The 17,206-nt window shown below is 71.7% G+C and carries 14 protein-coding genes; 10 read left to right on the top strand and 4 right to left on the bottom strand.

The genetic code is table 11. The features are described from left to right. On the bottom strand, nucleotides 1-1,273 hold a 1,273-nt coding region (locus IPL89_04825; protein ID MBK9062503.1), incomplete at its 3' end, for a hypothetical protein. A gap of 27 nt (nucleotides 1,274-1,300) precedes the next feature. On the opposite strand from IPL89_04825, the gene IPL89_04820 reads away from it, so the two are divergent. Genes IPL89_04820 through IPL89_04810 form a run of 3 tightly spaced genes read left to right on the top strand, consistent with a single transcriptional unit; the run spans nucleotide 1,301 to nucleotide 3,856 of the window. Further along, nucleotides 1,301-2,335 carry an SIS domain-containing protein gene (locus IPL89_04820; protein MBK9062502.1) on the top strand — a complete coding sequence of 345 codons (1,035 nt, stop codon included), beginning with the start codon at nucleotides 1,301-1,303 and terminating at the stop codon, nucleotides 2,333-2,335. Nucleotides 2,336-2,343: 8 nt separating this feature from the next. Next, a complete protein-coding gene (locus IPL89_04815) occupies nucleotides 2,344-2,694 on the top strand; it encodes a hypothetical protein (protein MBK9062501.1) in 351 nt (116 codons plus the stop codon). Between the two features lie 4 nt (nucleotides 2,695-2,698). Beyond that, nucleotides 2,699-3,856: a threonine synthase gene (locus IPL89_04810; protein MBK9062500.1), complete on the top strand. Its 1,158-nt coding sequence runs from the start codon at nucleotides 2,699-2,701 to the stop codon at nucleotides 3,854-3,856. A 3-nt stretch (nucleotides 3,857-3,859) separates the two neighbouring features. Here the strand turns inward: IPL89_04810 and IPL89_04805 are convergent, their stop codons facing one another. After that, the gene (locus IPL89_04805) at nucleotides 3,860-4,309 is read right to left on the bottom strand and encodes a hypothetical protein (protein MBK9062499.1); all 450 of its coding nucleotides are present in this window, start codon (nucleotides 4,307-4,309) and stop codon (nucleotides 3,860-3,862) included. A 73-nt stretch (nucleotides 4,310-4,382) separates the two neighbouring features. Between IPL89_04805 and IPL89_04800 the strand changes: the two genes are divergently transcribed. The 7 genes from IPL89_04800 (at nucleotide 4,383) to IPL89_04770 (ending at nucleotide 13,769) form a co-directional block, all read left to right on the top strand. Further along, nucleotides 4,383-5,990: a GMC family oxidoreductase gene (locus tag IPL89_04800; GenBank protein MBK9062498.1), complete on the top strand. Its 1,608-nt coding sequence runs from the start codon at nucleotides 4,383-4,385 to the stop codon at nucleotides 5,988-5,990. Between the two features lie 150 nt (nucleotides 5,991-6,140). Then, entirely contained in the window at nucleotides 6,141-7,397 is a 1,257-nt protein-coding gene (locus IPL89_04795; GenBank protein ID MBK9062497.1) for an aminopeptidase P family protein, read from the top strand. Next, nucleotides 7,394-8,371, top strand: a complete 978-nt coding sequence (locus IPL89_04790) for a glycerophosphodiester phosphodiesterase (GenBank protein MBK9062496.1) — start codon at nucleotides 7,394-7,396, stop codon at nucleotides 8,369-8,371. Before IPL89_04795 ends, IPL89_04790 begins: the two co-directional genes overlap by 4 nt. Then, nucleotides 8,368-9,234: a metallophosphoesterase gene (locus IPL89_04785; protein MBK9062495.1), complete on the top strand. Its 867-nt coding sequence runs from the start codon at nucleotides 8,368-8,370 to the stop codon at nucleotides 9,232-9,234. The genes IPL89_04790 and IPL89_04785 overlap by 4 nt, the downstream gene beginning before the upstream one ends. Nucleotides 9,235-9,283: 49 nt before the next feature. Next, nucleotides 9,284-10,342 carry a hypothetical protein gene (locus IPL89_04780; protein ID MBK9062494.1) on the top strand — a complete coding sequence of 353 codons (1,059 nt, stop codon included), beginning with the start codon at nucleotides 9,284-9,286 and terminating at the stop codon, nucleotides 10,340-10,342. 59 nt (nucleotides 10,343-10,401) lie between these two features. Further along, nucleotides 10,402-11,013 carry a sigma-70 family RNA polymerase sigma factor gene (locus IPL89_04775; GenBank protein MBK9062493.1) on the top strand — a complete coding sequence of 204 codons (612 nt, stop codon included), beginning with the start codon at nucleotides 10,402-10,404 and terminating at the stop codon, nucleotides 11,011-11,013. Further along, entirely contained in the window at nucleotides 11,010-13,769 is a 2,760-nt protein-coding gene (locus tag IPL89_04770) for a serine/threonine protein kinase (GenBank protein ID MBK9062492.1), read from the top strand. Before IPL89_04775 ends, IPL89_04770 begins: the two co-directional genes overlap by 4 nt. Here IPL89_04770 and IPL89_04765 read toward each other — a convergent pair. Continuing rightward, nucleotides 13,708-15,390, bottom strand: a complete 1,683-nt coding sequence (locus IPL89_04765) for a hypothetical protein (protein ID MBK9062491.1) — start codon at nucleotides 15,388-15,390, stop codon at nucleotides 13,708-13,710. The two genes, IPL89_04770 and IPL89_04765, sit on opposite strands and share 62 nt — an antisense overlap. After that, a complete protein-coding gene (locus IPL89_04760; GenBank protein MBK9062490.1) occupies nucleotides 15,374-17,170 on the bottom strand; it encodes a Na+:solute symporter in 1,797 nt (598 codons plus the stop codon). The genes IPL89_04765 and IPL89_04760 overlap by 17 nt, the downstream gene beginning before the upstream one ends. Nucleotides 17,171-17,206: the final 36 nt, after the last annotated feature.

Raw genomic sequence — 17,206 nt, 5'->3', positions numbered from 1 at the left:
TCGCCGGCCTTGTGGGCCCGCGTGCGGCGGTCCCACTCCGCGAGCGTGATTTCCGTCGCGTCCGCGAGGTCGGCCTTGAACCGCTCCTCGAGGGTCCCGCGACCCCGGCGTCGAGCGCGACGACGTTGCACTCGGCGTTGAAGTGGAACGACCGGAAGTCCATGTTCGTCGAGCCGACCATCGAGAGGTATCCGTCCGCGACGAAGGACTTCGCGTGGAGGACGGACGGGCGGTACTCGAAGATCCTCACGCCGCGCTTCAGGAGGTGCCGGTACGACCCGTGGCCCGCGTGGCGCACGAGCGGGACGTCGCTGATGCCGGGGAGGAGGAGACGCACGTCGACGCCGCGCCGGGCCGCCGCAGCGAGGAGGGGAAGGGCGTCGCGCCGCGGGGCGAAGTACGCGTTCGTGAGCCAGAAGCGCTCGCGCGAGGCCGCGAGGACGGCCGCGAGCACGGACGCCGTTTCCTCGTGGCCGCGCCCGGGCGCCGAGTCGAGGACGAGGAGGGCCGCGCCCGGCGGGACGGGCGTGCCGTCCGTCGGGAGGGCGAGCGGCGGAATCTCGAACGGCGCGCCGCCCGCTCCCTCCCAGCCCTCGCGGAACACGACGGCCATCTCCCACGCGACGGGCCCCTCGAGGCGCGCGTGCGTGTCGCGCCAGGCCCCGCCGTGTTTCGGGTGTCCGAGAGACGAGCCGTACTCCTCGCCGATGTTCATTCCGCCCGTGAAGGCGACGCGGCGGTCCACCGTGAGGATCTTGCGGTGGTCCCGGTAGGGCTGGTACCAGAGGTACGGAAAGAGCGGGTGGTAGAGGCGCACGTCGATGCCGCGCTCCTCCAGCCCCCGCCAGAACGCGCCGCGAGTCGCGCTGGACCCGAACGCATCGGCGAGGACGCGCACCTTGACGCCGCGCCGGACCGCATCCGCGAGGGCTTCGGCCAGGGCGTGCCCCACCGTGTCGTCCTTGAGGATGTACGCCTCGAGAAGTACCTCCTCGCGCGCGGAGGCGATGGCCGCCCGCATCGCGGCAAACGCGTCCGCCCCGTCGAAGTAGAGCGTGATGGCGTTGCCGTGGTGGATCGGCGAGGCGTCGATTCGCCGCAGCAGGACCTCGAAGCCGGGGTCGCGCACGCCATCGGGAAGGACCGCGGCGAGGCGGCCCACGCGCCCGGGCCTCAGGTCGCGCGGGAGGACGCGAAACGCCATCGGGCGCAGCACCGGCCTCAGGAAACGCGGCGTTCGGCGCCGCGGTGTCTTGCGCTCGCGTCCAAACACGGCGGGCCTCCGCGCTATCCTCGCACGATGCCCCGCGCCGCGCGCTCCGTTCTCCGGGCCGAGATCGGCGAGCAGCCGCACGCCGTGGCGCGCGTCCTCGCGCGGGAAGGGCGGCGGACGGCGGCGCTCGCGGCGCGGCTCGCGAAATTCGACCTCTCGTGGGTTCTCGTCGCGGCTCGCGGAACGTCCGACAACGCGGCCCGCTACGCTCAGTACGCCTTCGGGATCGTCCACCGCCTGCCCGTCGCGCTCGCGGCGCCGTCCCTCGTGACGCTCTACGGCCGGCCGCCGCGCGTACAGGGCGCGCTCGTGATCGGGATCTCGCAGTCGGGCCGGTCGCCGGACGTCGTGGAGACCGTCGCCGCGGCCCGCCGCGCCGGGGCCCCGACGCTCGCGATCGTGAACGACGCGGCGAGCCCGCTCGCGCGGGCGGCCGAGTGGGTGCTTCCGCTCCATGCGGGACTCGAGCGCAGCGTCGCGGCGACGAAGACCTACACGGCGCAGCTGGCCGCGGTCGCGCTGCTCGTTCTGTCGATGGGCGGACGGAGGAGGGACCTCGCCGCACTCGAAGCCGCTCCGGACGCCATGGACGAGGCCCTCGGCGTCGAGCCCGAGGCCGAAGCGGCCGCCGGATCGCTCGCCCACGCCCAGCGCGCGGTCGTGATCGGGCGCGGGCTGCATTACCCGACGGCCTGCGAGATCGCGCTCAAGCTCAAGGAGCTCGCGCTGCTCCTGGCCGAGCCGTACTCGGCCGCGGACTTCCAGCACGGCCCGATCGCGATGGCCGAGCGGGACCTGCCCGTCATCCTCGTCTCGCCGCCCGGCTCGCGTCCGGCGCGCGAAGTCGAGGCGCTCGGGCGCGAGCTGCGGCGGCGGGGCAGCCCCGTTCTCGCGATCGGTCCGCGCCGCCGCGGGGCGCTCGGCGTTCCGCGCGTGCCCGAGCTCCTGTCCCCGCTCGTCTCGATCCTGCCCGGGCAGCTCCTCGCCTTCCACGCGGCGCGTGCGCGCGGCCTCGACCCCGACCACCCGCGCGGAATCCGCAAGATCACCGAAACCCGATAGGAGCCGTCATGAAGAGGTCTCTGGCCGTTCTCGCTCTCACCCTTGCCGGCTGCGCGTCCACGGGCGGCGACATGTCCGGGCCGGTCGTCGGCGTTCCGTTCGACCCCCCGGACCACTTCATGGTGGCGCGCTCGGGCATCGGCAAGTACGACGAACCCAAGGCGGACGGGGTCTGCCGCAACCCCATGGTCGACCCGCGCGACAAGACCGAGCTCCTCCTGCGCCGGTCCGCCGGTGGAAAGGGCGACTACGGGGTGGACCCGGGCGTCTTCGGCGGCGGGAAGTACGGCATGACGTCGCAGCAGTTCCTGCGGATCGACTGCGCAACCGGCAAGGCGATCGGCATCGTCGCCCAGTGACGGCGTGACGTTCTCGCGCCTCTCCCACCTCGCCTGCACGAAATGCCCGGCGACGTACGACGTCGGGCCGCTCCTGAACGTCTGCACGAAAGCGGGCTGCGCCGGCTCGCTCTTCGCCGAGTACGACCTCGCGCCGTTCCGCCGCGACGACGTGGGCGCCCGGCCGCCGGGGATGTGGCGCTGGCACGAGGTGATGCCGGCGCGCTCGGCCGCGGAGATCGTCACGCTCGGAGAGGGCGGCACGCCTCTCCTGCGCGCGAACCGCCTTGGCGCGGCGCACGGGATGCGGAGCCTCTGGATCAAGGAAGAGGCCGGCAACCCGACGGGCTCCTTCAAGGCGCGCGGCCTCGGCGCGGCGGTCACGATGGCGAAGGCGCTCGGCGCGAGAAAGATCGCGCTCCCGACGGCGGGCAACGCCGGCGGCGCCGCGGCCGCGTACGCCGCGAAAGCGGGCCTCGAGTGCCACGTCTTCATGCCGAAGGACACGCCGAAGGTCTTCCGCATCGAGTGCGAGGCGTACGGCGCGAACGTCGGCCTCGTGGACGGCCTCATCGACGACTGCGGAAGGATCGTCGGTGAGAGGAAGGAAGCCGAGGGCTGGTTCGACGTCTCGACGCTGAAGGAGCCGTACCGCGTCGAGGGGAAGAAGACGATGGGCTACGAGATCGCCGAGCAGCTCGGCTGGACGCTGCCCGACGTCGTCGTCTACCCGACGGGCGGGGGCACGGGGCTCATCGGGATGTGGAAGGCGTTCGACGAGATGGAGAAGCTCGGCTGGATCGGCTCCGCGCGCCCGCGCATGGTCAGCGTCCAGGCCGAGGGCTGCGCACCCATCCCGAAGGCGGTCGCGGAGGGGAAGGACGTCTCCGTCCGCTTCGAGAACGCGCATACGTACGCGAGCGGCCTGCGAGTTCCGAAGGCCTACGCGGATTACCTGATCCTGAAGATCCTCCGCGCCTCGAAGGGCGAGGCCGTGACGGTCACGGACGACGAGATGCGCCGCGGCGTCCTCGAGCTGGCCTCGCACGAGGGCCTCTTCGCCGCGCCCGAGGGCGGCGCCGCGTGGGAGGCCGTGAAGAAGCTCGTCGCGCAGGGCAAGGTCGACCGCGGCGAGCGGATCGTCGTCTTCGACACGGGGACCGGCTACAAGTACGTCGAGTAGGGCCTACCGCAGACCGAGCTTCGTCTTCGCGGACGACAGGTGCGTGTCGATCTGCTCCTGGCGCAGCGCACCCTGGAACCCGCCCGATCCCTTCGCCGCGCTGGACGCTTCCGACAGCGATGTCCTCACGAGCGAAAGCGCCTCGCGGGCGTCGGCAAGGGCGGAGCGCTCGGCCTCCGTGTTCCCGCCCGAACAGGCGGACTCGGCGCGCCCGATCGCCTGCGTCGTGCGGTTTTCGGCGTCGCTCCACGCGTTCGCGTCCACCGGCATGTTCGCGAGGAGGCGCGAGGCGTCGGCAAGGAGGCGGCTCGCGTTCTCGGCTTCCTGGATGCAGCCGGGGCCCGCGGAGACGGCCGGGGAGGCTTCGGACGTCGTGACGGGGTCGGCCGGTTTGTGCCGGAAGTACCAGATCGCGAAGACGACGGCGGCCGCGAAGATGAGGATCTTTCCCATGGTGAGCCTCGGACTCCGTCTCCAGCGTAGCACGCGCGCGCGGCCCTTTTCGCTGCGGCGATAGACTCGCCGCGTGGCGCGCGACTTCGACACCGACTTTGCCGTCGTGGGCTCCGGCTTCGGCGGAAGCGTGTCGGCGCTGCGCCTCGCGGAGAAAGGCTGGCGGGTGGTCGTCCTCGAGAAGGGAACGCGCTTCTCTCCGGAGGATTTTCCGAAGACCAACTGGAACCTCCCCAAATATTTCTGGCTGCCGGGCCTCGGCTTCCGCGGCCTCTTCAAGATGACGTTCCTGAAGCACGTCACGGCGCTTTCGGGCGTCGGCGTGGGGGGCGGCTCGCTCGTCTACGCGAACACGCTGCCCGTGCCCGGGGACTCGTTCTTCACGTCGCCGTCGTGGGCGTCCCTCGCGGACTGGAAACGGGAGCTCGCGGCGCACTACGCGACGGCGAAGCGGATGCTCGGTACGACGCGCGTCCCGTTTACCTCGCCGCCGGACGACGTGCTGCGCGACGTCGGACGGGACCTCGGCCTCGTGGACAAGTGGCAGTCCACCGACGTGGCCGTTTTCTTCGGCGAGCCCGGCGTCACGGTGCCGGATCCGTACTTCGGCGGCGAGGGCCCCGAGCGGACGGGCTGCCACTCCTGCGGCGCCTGCATGATCGGCTGCCGCCACGGCGCCAAGAACACGCTCGACAAGAACTACCTCTGGTTCGCCGAGAAAAAGGGCGTGCGGATCGAGCCCGACGCCGAAGTCACGTGGGTCAAGCCGCTCGAGGGCGGCGGCTACGAGCTGACCGTCCGCCGCGGCCGCGAGCCGTTCCCGTTCCTGAGGAAGAAGACGACGATGACCGCGCGAAACGTCGTCTTCGCGGGCGGCGTCATCGGGACCGTCGAGCTCCTCCTGAAGCTCAAGGAGAGCCCGGAGGGCCTGCCGAAGATCTCGGACCGCATCGGCGATTTCGTCCGGACGAACTCCGAGGTCCTCATGGGCGTCGTGAGCGACAAGAACGAGGACCTCTCGAAGGGGATCGCGATCGGGTCGATCCTCGAGACGGACGAGCACTCGCACCTCGAGCCCGTCCGCTACCCGGCGGGCTCCGGCTTCTTCCGCCTCCTCGCGATGCCGCACGCGCCCGGCGACACGGTGGCCGAGCGCCTCGCGAACGCGCTCGGCCTCCTCTTCCGCCACCCTGGCAAGACGCTGAAGGCGTGGCTCACGCCCGACTGGGCGAAGCACACGATGATCCTCCTCTACATGCGCACCGTGGACGGCACGCTGCGCATGACGCTCGGCCGCGGGCTGCGCAACGGCTTCCGCCACGCGCTCGCGACGGCGCCGGGCACGGGCACTCCCGCGAAGGCGTGGGTGCCCGAGGCGACGGAGCTTGCGCGCCGCGTCGAGGAGAAGCTCGGCGGCTTCACGCAGAGCCTTCTGACGGAGACGCTGCTCGGCATCCCGACGACCGCGCACATCCTCGGCGGCTGCTGCATGGGCGAGACGCCCGCGGGTGGCGTCATCGACGCGAAAAACCGCGTCTTCGGGTACGACGGCCTCTGGGTCGTCGACGGCTCGGCGATCTCCGCGAACCCCGGCGTCAACCCGTCGCTCACGATCACGGCGCTCGCCGAGCGCGCGATGACGTTCGTGCCGGCGAAGTCCGCGGCCGAGCGCGCGGCCTGACGGCCGCGATCCGGCGCCGTTACACTCTCCCCACCGATTCGGCGAGGTGACGACTTGGCCCTGCTCTCTTCCACTCGAAGAAATCTCATTCTCTTTTCCTTTTGCATTCCGCTGGCGGCGCCCGCGGCCGCCGTCGAGACGCTCCCCCCGATGCGCGAGCAGCACGCGATCCGGCAGGAGTGGGTGAAGGAGCGGCTCGAGAAGGTCGTGCCGGCGCTCATGAGGAAGCACGGCGTCGCGATGTGGCTCGTCGTGTGCCGCGAGTACCACGAGGACCCGGTCTTCTTCTCGCTCGTCTCGCCCTCGACGATGGCCGCGCGCCGCCGGACGATCCTCGTCTTTCACGACCGCGGGCCGGAGAAGGGCGTCGAGCGCCTCGCCCTCGGCGGCGGCTCGAACGGCGGCCTCTACACCGTGTACCGCGACCCGGAGGTCGAGAACCGCGAGCTCTGGGGAAACGCCCAGTGGGCGCTGCTGCGCAAGCTCGTCGACGAGAGGAAGCCCGCGGCGATCGCCGTCGACGTCTCGAAGACGCACGCGTTCTCGGACGGCCTCTCGGCGGGCGACCGCGAGGAGCTGGAGGAGGCGCTCGGGCCGTGGAAGGAGAAGATCGTCCGCGCCGAGCTTCTCCCGCTCGAGGTCATCGAGACGCGCGTGCCCGGCATGCTTCCGACGTACCGCCGGATGATGGGAATCGCGCACGGGATCATCGCGAAAGCGTTCTCGGCCGAAGTCATCACGCCGGGCGTCACGACGACCGAGGACGTCGTCTGGTGGATGCGCCAGCGCGTCAACGACCTGGGCCTCGGCGAGTGGTTCCCGCCGACGGTCGACGTTCAGCGCCCCGGCGTGACGGCGAAGAGCAGCCTCGCCGAGACGAAGCCCGTCGTGATCCAGCGCGGCGACGTCCTGCACTGCGACTTCGGAATCAGGGCGATGGGCCTGAACACCGACACGCAGCACATGGCCTACGTGCTCAGGGAGGGCGAGGCGGACGCGCCCGAGGGTTTGAAGAAGGCGCTTCTCGCCTCGAACCGCCTGCAGGACCTCGTTCTCGCGCGGATGAAGCCGGGCCGCACGGGCAACGAGGTGCTCCTCGACGCGCTCGCCGCCGCGAAGGCGGCCGGGCTCGAGGGATCGGTCTACTCGCACCCGATCGGGGACCACGGCCACGGCGCGGGTCCGATCGTCGGCCTCTGGGACCGCCAGCAGGCGATCCCGGGGCGCGGAGACGTGAAGCTGATCCCGTCCGCGTGGTTCTCGATCGAGCTGCAGGCGACGACGCCGGTTTCCGAGTGGAACGGCCAGCCCGTCTCGATGATGCAGGAGGAGGACGCGGCGATCGCCGCCGACGGGACGATCTCGTTCGTCCTCCCGCGCCAGACGAGGCTGCATCTCGTGAAATGACGTACCTCGGCGACGCCTCGCTCCCGCGGCGGATCGTGCGGTCCCTCGCGGGCTTGTTCCGGCGGGCGCTGCCCGCGCGGCGCGCGGCGGGCCGGGTCTGGGTGATCGGCCACCGGGGAGCGGCCCGGTTCGCCCCCGAAAACACGCTGGCGTCCTTCGAGAAGGCACTCGAGATCGGGGCGGACGCGATCGAGACGGACGTCTGCGTCACGCGCGACGGCTGTTTCGTGCTCTGGCACGATGCCGAGCCGTCCGCAGGCGTCGCGCTCGTGCGCCAGGCGGGGGTGGAGGGGGATTTCGCGTTTCTCCCGGCCCTGCCGGTCCTCGGGTCGGGGCTTCGTCGCCCCGTCCGCGAGTGCGAGAAGGCACTGTTCCTCGAGCACTACGGGTACGTGCGCGCGACGGAAGGACTCGCGAACCCTCTCGACGGTTCGCGCCGTCCCGAGGTGGCGCCGGCGCTCCTCGACGACCTCCTCGCCTGGGCGCCGGGCGCGGGGCGGCTCGGTCACGTGTTTCTCGACGTCAAACTGGGCGCCGACGCGGCGCCCGAGGCCGTGAGGCTCCTCCGGCTCCTCGCCGAGCGTGTTCGGAGGCCGGATCACCGCCGCGGGCTCACGTATCACCTCCTCACGCCGCAGCGCGAGATCGCGGCGGCTCTCGCGGAGGAGGCGCGCCGCGATCCGCTGCCGGACGCGATCGTGCCGACGGCGGACTTCGAGCTGCCGGGGGTCGTTCGGACCGCCCGGCGTGCGGGGTTTTCGCACGTCTCGATGGGCCTCGGGCGCCGGACGTGGGGCGACTTCCGGGACGAGATCGACCACGTCCTGCGGGCCCGGCGGCGCGGCCGTATCGTGAGCGTCGTCGCCTGGACCCTGAACGACGAGCCGCGCCTCCGCGATCTCGCGACGCTGGGCGTCGACGGGATCATCACGGACGACCCAGGGCTCCTCCGAGGGATCGTGGGAGCCGCTTGATCGAGGCGAAGTCCGGACGCTTCGCCGTCGTCGGCGACCTTCAGCGCACGTCGCGCGCGGAGTTCTGGAGGGAGTCGAACCCCGAGGAGCGCCGTCGCCTCGTCGCGGAGATCGCGGCGCGGAGCCCGGACTTCGTCGTGGGCCTCGGCGATCTCGTCTTCCAGGGATCGTCCCGCCGGGACTGGGAGTTCTTCGACGCGCTGACACAGCCGCTCCGCGCCGCGGGCATCCCGATCCTCCCGATCCTCGGGAACCACGAGTACTGGCTCAGGTCGCGGATCGCCTTGCGGAATTTCTTCGAAAGGTTCCCGACTCTCGCCGGACGGCGCTGGTACGCCGAGACCTATGGGTCTCTCGGGCTGCTGTTTCTCGATTCCAACGAGCGTGAGCTCGGAAGAGAGGCATGGAGGGAGCAGGAGTCGTGGCTCGGCGAGACGCTCGCGGCGCTCGACGCGGACCCCGCCGTCCGCGGCGTCGTCGTATTCGTCCACCATCCGCCGTTCACGAACAGCACGGTCACGGGAGACGAGCTCCACGTGCGGCGGGCGTTCGTGCCGCCCTTTGCCGCGGCGCGAAAGACGCTCGCGATGGTCGCGGGACACGTCCACAGCTACGAGCACTTCGTCCGCGGCGCGAAGACGTTCCTCGTGGCCGGCGGGGGAGGCGGGCCGCGCGCGAGGCTCGCCCGGGGCGCGGCCCGCCGGCACGCCGACGACCTGTTCGACGGGCCGGAGCTGCGCCATTTCCATTTTCTGCTTGGGACGCCCAGCATCTCCGGGCTCGACGTCGAAGTCGTCGGGCTCGAGAAGAGAGCGCGCGAATGCGCGCCCCTCGCCCGGTTCACGCTTCCGTGGGCGGGGTGATCTGTCCCCTCTTGCCCCCGGACGTCGAGTTCGGGGGCAGGAGGACGACATGCGCACCCCGACGACCCGTCATTCCCTCATCGCCGCCGCCCTGATCCTTTCCGCCCTGGAGGCCCGGGCCGTCGACCCGCCGGCCCGGAACCTCACGGGCCTTTCGAAAGCGCAGCTGCACGCTCTTGGGGACCAGGAGCCCGTCACGCTCAACGGCAAGGTCACGACGAAAGCACAGATCAAGACCGATCTCGAGAAGGGGCGCGCGCAGGTGCGCGCGGATCTCGAGTCGCAGATACGCTCGAAGCTCTCCGCCTTTGAACAGATGAAGGCACGCCACGCGACGACACAGACCGAGAAGGCGCGCTCGCTCAAGGCCTCGGCGCTCGCCGAGGCCGGCAGATTCGCCGGGGGCGCGCCCGCGCCGGGCGGCCCGAATCCGACACCGGCGCCCCCCAAGGACCCGAAGCTCACGAGCGTCGGGGCCGCGTACGTCATGCCGGGCTCGAGCTTCATGGTGGCCGGGCAGGCGCTCGGGTCGTCGGCGGGAACGGCGCGCCTCGAGGGCCAGTTCCCGGGCGGCGGCCTGAACCTCGCCGTGGAGATCTGGAAGGACAACCTCGCCGTCCTGACCGTGCCCGAAGGCGTCTCGGGCGTGATCCGCCAGAGCGCCCGCGTCGCGCTCACGCGCAAGGACGGCCACGCCGCGAACACGCTCCCGGTCCCTTTCGAGCCCCTCACCGAGATGAAGGTGCTCGGCAGCCACGACCCGATCATCGTGTGCTCCATCGACGCGGACATCAACAACTGCGACCCGCTGCCCGGCAAGACCTTCGAGGGCACGCACGCGAACACGTTCGACTTCTCGGACGACAAGGGTCTGGACAAGTTCAAGGTCAACCTCAAGAACGGCTGGGTCGTGGAGGGCCACGATTTCGTGAAGGGCGGATTTACCCTCAACGCGTTCGCGACCTTTTACAACGCAACCCTTCATGCGATTCCGGTGGGAGCGTCCACGTTCGACATCCTCGTCAACTTCGCCGTTCAACCCGCCACGAACCTCGAGTACTACGGCCTCGTCTACATCCGGGGGCCCGTCGGGACCTCCCACAAGTGACCGCGAGCCGGCCGGGGCGGATCTTCGCTATCCTCCGCGGAACGAGACCCGTTCTCCGGATGAACGCAGAGACCCCCCGGCCGGACCCGGCCACGCCCGCCCCCGGCGAGGACATCACGGCGCTCCTGCGCGCCGTCGAGGGCGGGGACCGCGCCGCGATGGACCGGCTTTTCACCTCGGTGTACGGAGAGCTGCGCCGCATCGCGCGCCGCCAGCTCTCCTCGGGCCCCTCGAGCGCCACGCTCGACACGACGGCTCTCGTCCACGAGGCCTACCTCAAGCTCGCGCACGGCGCGACGCTGTCGATGCGCGACCGGTTCCACTTCTTCGCGACGACGGCGCGCGCCATGCGCCTCGTCCTGATCGACCACGCGCGCAGCCGCCTGCGCACCAAGCGCGGCGGCGGCGTGAGCATGCGCGCCCTCGAGGAGGGCGAGATTGCAGCCGTCGAGCGTCCCGAGGAACTCGTCGCGCTCGACGAGGCCCTCTCGCGCCTCGAGGCGGCGGACCCCGACCTCGCGCGCATCGTGGAGTGGCGATTCTTCGGCGGGCTGTCCGTCGAGGAAATCGCCGCCACGCTCGAAGTCTCGGACCGCACCGTGAAGCGCCGCTGGCGCGCGGCCCGGGCCCTGCTCTTCGAGGACCTCGCGGGGCGGGGGCTCGACGCGTGACGGACCGCGCCGCGGCGCGCCTCCTCTTCGAGGAGCTCGTCGATCTGCCGGCCCCGGACCGGGAAGAGCGGCTCCGGGCCGAGGGCGCGCGCGATCCGGCGCTGACGGCGGCCGTGCGGCGGCTCCTCGCCGCGGACGATCACGCGGGCGGGTTCCTCGAAGGCGACGCCGCGGCCTGGGCGCCCGAGCTCGTGCGGGACCTGCTCGTCGGCGAGGACGCCCCCGGCGCAGCGGACGAGAGCGGCGAGGTCGTCGGGGCGTGGCGGCTCCTGTCGCTCCTCGGGCGCGGCGGCATGGGCGACGTGTACCTCGCCGCACGGGCCGACGGGGCCTTCGAGCAGAAGGCGGCCCTCAAGCTTCTGCGCCGCGGGATCGACTCCGAATCGATCCGCGCACGCTTCCTGCGCGAGCGGCAGGTCCTCGCGCACCTCGAGCATCCGAACATCGCGCGCCTCCTCGACGGCGGCGCCGCCGCGGGCCGTCCGTACTTCGTGCTGGAGGCCGTCGACGGCAGGCCGATCACGGAGTACTGCGCGGCAAGGGCCGTTTCTCTCACGTCCCGCGTCGCGCTTCTCGTCACGTGCTGCGAGGCGGTCGATGCGGCGCACCGCCGACTCGTCGTCCACCGGGACATCAAGCCTTCCAACGTGCTCGTGACGGCGGACGGGACGGTCAAGCTCCTCGACTTCGGGATCGCGAAAGTTCTCTCCCCGGACGAGGAGGACTCCGACAGGACGCGCGTGGACGAGCGCGTTCTGACGCCCGCGTACGCAGCACCCGAACAGATTCTCGGCGAGCCGGTCACGACCGCCACGGACGTCTATGCGCTCGGCGTGCTCGCGGTCCAGCTCCTGACGGGCGCGCTCCCGCACGACCGCCGGGGCGTCCCGGCGGCGGGACTCGCGGCGCGGCTCGATGCCGAGACCGCCGAGCGGCCGAGCCGGCTCGCCCTGAAGAGCGCCGCCGCGGCGGGCTACGACCCGCGCGAGGCCGCGCACCTGCCGGAAAGGCTCTCGGGCGACCTCGACGCGGTGCTCCTGAAGTGCCTGCGCCGAGAGCCGGAGCGCCGCTATCCGTCCGCGGCGCTCCTCGCCGAGGAGCTCCGCCGCGTTCTCGAGGGGAGGCCGGTCACGGCGCGACCCGACACGCTGGGCTACCGGACGGGGAAGTTCGTGCGGCGGCACCGCGCGATGGTCGGGGCTACGTCGCTCGTCTTCCTCGCGCTCGTCGCGGGCCTCGCCGGGACGTCGTGGCAGGCGAAGAAGGCGCGGGAGGCCGCCGCGGAGGCCTCGGCGCAGGCGCGCCGCGCCTCGCGCGTCAAGGAGTTCCTCGTGAGCCTGTTCGAGGTCGCCGATCCCGAGCAGTCCGCGGGCCAGACGCTCACGGCGGCGCAGGTCCTCGACGAGGGCGCCCGCCGGCTGCAGACGGGCCTTGCGAACGAACCGGAAGTCCAGGCCGAGCTCCTCGAGACGGTCGCGCGCATCGACCGCAGCCTCGGGCGGCTCGCGCCGTCGCGCGTGCTCGCGGAGAAGGCGCTCGCGATCCGGCGGAAGAAGTTCGCGCCCGACCATGCGGCGGTGGGAAGCAGCCTCGCCACGCTCGGCTCGGTGCTCACGGGCGAGGGCAAGCTCGACGAGGCGGAGAAGAAGCTCGACGCCGCCCTGAAGATCCTCGAAGCGCGGGAGGGGCCCGACAGCCTCACGACGGCGCGGGCCCGGAGCGACTGGGCGCAGGTCCTGTTCTGGAAGGGCCGCGTCGCGGACGCGGAGGCCGCCGAGCGCCGCGTGTGGGAGGCGTACCGCCGCGAGCTCGGGGACTCGGATCCGCTCACCGCGATCCACCTCCGGAACCTCGGCGTCCTCCTCGAGGAGCTGGACCGCCTCGACGAAGCCGAGAGCGCGTACACGCGGTCCGAGGCCGTTCTCGAGCGCAGCCTGGGCTCGGAGCACCCCACCCTCGGCCAGAGCTACCTGAACCGCGCCGTCCTTCTCGAGCGGCGCTCCCGTTTCGAGGAGGCCGACCGCCTCTTTCGCCGCTCGCTCGAGGTGCGCCGCGCGACTCTCGGTCCCGCCCACGTGGCGACGGGCCAGAGCCTTCAGCTCTACGCGCTCTTCTGCCTGAACCAGGGGCGACTCGACGAATCGGAGCCCTACTACAAGGCGGCGCTCGCGATCTTCCGGGGCGTGGACCCGAAGCACTTCGAGGTCGGCAAGTGCACGAACGGCCTCGCACTCATCGCCTCCCGCCGCGGCGACCACGCCCGGGCGGAGGCCCTCCTCCTCGAGGTCGTGGCCCTCTTCCGCGAGGTCCTCGGCGAGAAGCACGCGTTCGTGTGGCAGTCGACGTCGAATCTCGCCGAGCAGGTCGCTCTGCAGGGACGCCTCGCGGAGGCGGAGACGCTCCAGCGCGCCGCCGTGGCGAAGCTCGAGGAAATCCTGGGTCCCGACGGGCGGGAGACCGCAGAGGCGCGCTCGCGGCTGGGCGCGATCCTGCGCGGCCGGGGCCGCCTCGACGAGTCCGAATCGGAGCTGCGCCGCGCGCTTGCGACGCAGACGAAACTCCACGGGGCCGGGAGTCTCCCGGTCGCTCTGACGCGCTACGAGCTCGGCGCGACGCTCGCGAAGAAGCCGGGCGGCGCGCCGCGCGCAGAGGCGCGCGCGCTCCTCGGTGATTCGGCGGCGACGTACCGCAGGCTCAAGCCGGACCACCCGCGCCTGCCGGCCGTCGAGAAGGAGCTCGAGCTGGCATCCCGTTGAGCGGAGGGCAGAGCGTTTCGAGGCGCGGCGGCGGCGGCCCCGTCTGCGGGATCAGCCGCCCCATGTCGGGCGGCGTCGCGAGCGGAAACGCGCCACGCGGGAGCTCGTCGAGCCGCGTCACCCTGCCGCTCGCGTCCTCGCGGAACACGGCGACCTTCTCCCATGGGACGAGCGACGCGGACCCGTCGCCCCAGCGCACCGTCACGCCATCCTCGCGGGCCTCCGGCGTCCCGTTCCAGCGATAGCGCAGGTCGCGCCCGTAGACGTAGACGAGGAGATCCGCTTGCTGATGGACGACCCGGAGCGCGTCGGCGAGGTGGACGTCCGTGATCGTCAGCCCGAGAACGTCCTCCGTGCGCGGCGGGCCGTCCGAATCGGCCAGGAGAAGAACCGTGCCCGGCGGCGGGGAGGGTGCGCCCTCGGCGAGCGAACGCACGAGGCCGCCGACTCGCTCCGCCGAGGCGGCGACGTGATCGCGCCGCGCGCCTCCGGCGGCGGCCGAGAGAGCCACCAGCGTCACGCTCGCCCCGATCCTCAGGGAGGGGCGCCGGAGGGCGGCGAGCGCCGCCGCGGTGGCGACACCCGCTCCGATGGACGCGAGGAGGTGGACGCGCCGCGACTCCTCGCGCAGCACGGGCGCGGCCGCGAAGGGGAGCACGCCGAGGACGAGGAGCCCGAGCCCTGCGCCGAAAACGACGCGCAGGCGGACGGGCACCGCGGAGCCCTCTCCGCGGACGAGCACGGCGGCGGCGAGGGCCAGAAGGAGGACGGCGGCGAGGTCGCCCCCGCGAGCGGCGGCCAGGGCCGCGCCGCCCTCTCGGAGCGGGGCGGCGAACTCGCGCCCCGCCATCCGGATCACGGCCCCGATCGTCCCGGCCGCACGCGCCAGGGTCGACTCGGAGCCCGGAACCCAGAGGCTCGTGACGTAGGTTCCACCCCGCGCGAGGAGGACGAGGGCGCGGATCACGAATGCGAGAGGAGCGAGCAGCCAGAGGGCCAGAAGGAGGCGCGGCGTCCGGCGACCCCCGTGCACGAGGAGGGGAAGCAACGCGGGCGCCGCGAGGAGGACGAGGATCGGGCTCTCGTAAAGGCCGAGCGCGGCCGCCTCGCAGAGGACCATGCCCGCGGCCGCGCCCGGCCGCCGGCGCTCGGCGGCTCGTGCGAGGAGCACGATCGCGAGAATGGTGAACAGGACGGCCGCGTGATTCGGGAGGTCCCTCGTCAGGAAGAGAGCGGAGTCGGCGGGCGCCATGGCCGCGAGGACGGCGCCCGCGGCCGCGGCGGCCGGCACGGGGACGAAGCGGGCGAGCAAGGCGGCCGCGGCGACGGCCGTTCCCGCGAGGAGGGCGAGGAGGACGAGCTTCTCGCCGAGGAAGGAATCCGGAGTGAGCGCGCGGCCGAGGGCGTGGGGAACTCCCGTGAGCGGGCGCGTCGGCATCGCGACGAGAAGGTCCGGCGCGATCCACGGCTGGCCGCGGTCGAACGCCCAGCGGAACGACCACTCCTCCACGAGGCCGGGCGCCGCGAGCGGCAGGCCCGCGGCCGCCGCTGCGAGGGCGGCGAGGGCGGTCGCGGCGGCGGCCCGGAACGCCGCGCGCCGCCCGTCAGGGCGCGGTGTCACCGCCGGCCGCGCGCTTCTTCTCTTCCCGTCCGAGGTTCCGCATGATGAGAACGAAGGCGACGGCCGCGACGCCGAGGAGCTCGAGACCGGTCGGGACGCGCCCGAAGACGATCTTGCCGATGCCGAAGAGCGCGGTGTAGACGAGGATGATCCCGAGCGCCCAGTTCAGGAACGACATCGCTCCGCCGGGGATGGGCTCGCGTCCGAACCCGAGCCGCGCCGAGACGCGCGCCCAGCCTGGTCCGCCGGGGCGCACGCGGAGGTAGAACGCGTCGAGCGTCGCGTCCGGCTCGGGCTCGGTCAGAAACGTGACGGTGAGCCAGACGACCGTCGTCGCGACGACCGTCACGAGCATGACGATCGCCTGCTGTTCGAACACGGCGCCCGGCCCCGTCCCCTTCGGAACGAACCAGAACGCCGAAATCGACACCACGAGAGACGTCACCATCGCGGCGATCTCGCTCCACGCGTTGATGCGCCACCAGTACCAGCGGAGGATCAGGACGAGGCCCGTCCCGCTGCCGAGCGCGAGCAGGAATCGCCACGCGCCCTCGATGGACGAGAGGTTCAGCGTGACGCCGATGGAGAGCAGAAACAAACCAACCGTCGTCCAGCGCGAGACCGCGACGTAGTGCTTCTCGCTCTTACCCTTTCTAAGAAATCTCTTATAAACGTCCCCAACCAGGTACGACGCCCCCCAGTTCAAGTGGGTCCCGACCGTAGACATGTAGGCCGCCGCAAAGCCCGCGAGCATGAAGCCCTTCCAGCCGGCGGGCATGAGGTCGACCATGGCCTGGACGTACGCGGCCTCGTGGTCGGGCTTGCCGTTCACGAGGACGCCGGCGGGGTAGAGAAGGACCGTCGCGAGGCCCGTGAGGATCCACGGCCACGGCCGGAGCGCGTAATGGCCGACGTTGAAGAACAGCGTCGCGAGGATGCCGTCGCGCTCGGTCTTCGCCGAGAAGATCCGTTGCGCGACGTAGCCGCCGCCGCCGGGCTCGGCGCCGGGGTACCACGCGGCCCACCACTGCACGCCGAGGAACGTGAAGAGCGCGATCGCGGGCATCCACGCGGAGCCCGCGGGCGGGAGGAACGAGATCGCCGCGTCGACGGAGCCGAAGTGCTTCGCGAGCCCCTCCTCGAGCGCGACGATGCCGCCGACCTTCTTCACGGCGAAGTACGCGAGGAGGATGACGGCGGTCATCTTGATGACGAGCTGGACGAGGTCGGTCCAGAGGACGGCCCACATTCCCGCGGCCGCCGAGTAGCCGACCGTGATGACGAAACAGAGGCCGACGGCCCACAGCGGGCGGATCCCAAGCGAGATCTGGAGGATCTTGACCATCGCGAGCGTGACCCAGCCGAGGATGATGAGGTTGATCGGGAGCGCGAGGTAGAGGGCGCGGAAGCCGCGCAGAAACGTCGCGGGCTTCCCGCTGTAGCGGATCTCGGCGAACTCGACGTCCGTCATGACCTTCGCGCGGCGCCAGAGGCGCGCGTAGAGGAACACCGTGAGCGTCCCCGACATCACGAAGTTCCACCAGATCCAGTTGCCCGCCACGCCGTGCGCGGCGACGAGGCCCGTCACGACGAGCGGCGTGTCGGCCGCGAACGTCGTCGCGATCATCGCGGCGCCCGCGAGCCACCAGGGCACCTTGCGCCCGGCGACGAAGTACTCCTCGAGCGACTCGCCGCCCTTCTTCGTGAACGCGAAGCCGATCCCGATCGAGAGGGCGAAATACGCGACGACGATGGCCCAGTCGAGAAGGGTCAGGTTCATTCGTGACCTCCGAGGATTGACCGCGATGCTACGACA

The sequence above is a fragment of the Acidobacteriota bacterium genome (assembly GCA_016716715.1).
Lineage (GTDB): Bacteria > Acidobacteriota > Thermoanaerobaculia > UBA5066 > UBA5066 > Fen-183.
This window is presented reverse-complemented; position numbering and strand designations above follow the sequence as displayed.